Below are 2,237 nucleotides of genomic sequence, written 5' to 3' on the forward strand. Positions count from 1 at the left end.
GTGCAGGGCTGGTTTGCCGCCCCCGTGGAGCGCACCAATCCGCCGCGCAACGAGCTGGCCATCAAACTGGCGCTCGCTGTGACGCTGCCGGGCGTGGACGTGCAGGCGATCATCCAGGCCCAGCGTGTGGCGTCCATCCGGGCGTTGCAGGATTACACCAAGGCCCGCCGGGATACCTCGGCCAGTGCAAAATCGGCGGATACCGCCTGGCTCCTGGTGCTGGACTCGCTGATCTTCCAGACGGAAGCAGAGGTCCGCTGGCTGGATCTCTGTGAAGCGCGGATGATCCAGCAGGCACAGACTGCGGGCAAGGCTGCAGCACGTAAACCGTCCAACGGGGTCACTGTGGAAGAGGCTGCCCCGCTCATCGCGGACAACCGCCGATGAGCGTCCAGGGACCGCAGCAGGTCCTGGAGCTTGCCAACGTCTGCAGGAATTTCGGTGACGGTGCGACGGCGGTCGCAGCACTGCGCGACGTGGACCTCACCATCGCCGCCGGCGAGTTCGTCGCGGTCATGGGGCCATCCGGCTCGGGTAAGTCCTCCCTCCTGGCACTGGCCGGGGGACTGGACCGCCCGACGTCGGGAACGGTCTTTGTGGAATCAACGCCCCTTTCGGGGCTGGGACTGAACGAACTCGCCCGGCTGCGCCGCCGCGCCGTCGGGTATGTGTTCCAGTACTTCAACCTGGTGCCCACGCTCACCGCCGCCGAAAACGTGGCCCTGCCACTGGAACTGGACGGGACGGCCACCCGGAAGGCGCATCGCCAGGCACTTGATGCGTTGCGGCAGGTGGGGATTCCCGAACTCGCGGACCGCTTCATGGACCAGATGTCCGGCGGCCAGCAGCAGCGGGTTGCCATTGCCCGCGCGATCGTCGGGGAGCGCAGGCTGATCCTCGCCGACGAACCCACCGGCGCTCTCGATTCCACCACCGGCCAAGGTGTTATGGAAGTGCTGCGGGCCAGGGCGGACGCCGGTGCGGCCGTGATGCTGGTGGCGCATGAGGCCCGGCACGCTGCGTGGGCGGACCGGGTGGTGTTCCTCCGGGACGGCCGGATCGTGGACCAGGCAGCTGCCATGCACGATCCCGCCATCCTCCTGGCCCAGGCAGGGTACTGAGGTGGCACTCCGCCTTGATCCCGTACCCGGCGGCCGCCGGCAGTCCTATCGGGTAGCCCTCCGGATGGCGCGGCGCGACATCAGCCGGCACAAGGGCCGCTCGCTGCTCATCATCCTGCTGATCATGCTGCCTGTCGCCGGGATGACGGGCGCAGCCACGCTGATCCAGAGCACTCAGGAGACGGCCGCCGAAAAGGTCCGGTTTGAACTGGGCAGCACCCAGGCGCGGTTCCGCACGATCCCCTCCCTCAATAGCCAGATGATCCAGGAGCCGTTGAACGACACCTCCTTCAGCGGCGGGTGGCAGGCGGATCTTGGGTACGTCCCGGCGGATCCGCGGGACGTCATCCCGCCCGGTTACGGGGTGCTGACCGAATCGCCGGTAGCCGTCACGGGCGAAGTGGGTGAGGCAGACGTCCGCCTGATCGGCAAGGCTGTGGACGCCCTGAATCCGGCGTTTGAAGGGAAATACACGCTGCTGCAGGGCCGCGCCCCGGCCACGCCGGAGGAAGTCCTGGTTTCGCCGGGACTCCTGAAGCGCCTTGGCCTGCAACTGGGGGAGGAAATGACGACGTCGGCGGGTGCCTTCACAGCAGTGGGCACCCTGCGCGATGCCACCCTTTCGGACAACAACGCCATCCTCTTCCTCAAACCCGGCCAGGGAGAAGCCGGTGCGGGGGAACGCGAGACTCTGTACTACCTGATCGGCGATGCGCCCGTTACCTGGCAGCAGATTCTCGAGCTGAACCAGCAAGGCGTTTCGGTGCTCTCGCGCAGTGTGGTGCTGGACCCGCCGCCGGTCCGTGACGCCGCCGCGGGCAGGGTCTGGGATGACTGGACGCTGTACCTCACCCTCGGTTTGGTGGGCGCCCTGGCCCTGCTCGAGGTGGGACTCCTCGCGGGGGCTGCCTTCGCCGTCGGGGCCAAGCGGCAGGTCCGCGAACTTGCACTGCTGGCGGCCTCCGGTGCCGAGGCTCCCACCGTCCGGGCAGTGGTGACAGCCGGTGGGCTGTGGCTTGGCGCTGCCGGGGTGCTGAGCGGCGCGGCACTGGGCCTGGCCGGTGGGGCCGGGGTTGTTTTCTGGGCCAGGGTGCAGGGGTCCGTACGGTTCCCTGG

The 2,237-nt window shown here is 68.2% G+C and carries 1 protein-coding gene and 2 pseudogenes; all 3 read left to right on the plus strand.

Translation table 11 applies throughout. The features are described from left to right. Window positions 1-387: pseudogene (locus DBR22_RS10805) on the plus strand (PadR family transcriptional regulator); the annotation flags it as partial. Next, complete coding sequence (locus DBR22_RS10810; RefSeq protein ID WP_108599019.1) at window positions 384-1,121, plus strand: ABC transporter ATP-binding protein; 738 nt, start codon at window positions 384-386, stop codon at window positions 1,119-1,121. The pseudogene DBR22_RS10805 and the gene DBR22_RS10810, both read left to right, overlap by 4 nt. A 1-nt stretch (window position 1,122) precedes the next feature. Further along, window positions 1,123-2,237: pseudogene (locus DBR22_RS10815) on the plus strand (hypothetical protein); the annotation flags it as partial.

The sequence above is a fragment of the Arthrobacter sp. HMWF013 genome (genome assembly GCF_003061105.1).
Taxonomy (GTDB): Bacteria; Actinomycetota; Actinomycetes; order Actinomycetales; family Micrococcaceae; genus Arthrobacter.

Excerpts from the sequence above, each read along its gene's own strand:
- DBR22_RS10810 (WP_108599019.1), top strand. The coding sequence starts at position 384 with ATGAGCGTCCAGGGACCGCAGCAGGTCCTGGAGCTTGCCAACGTCTGC.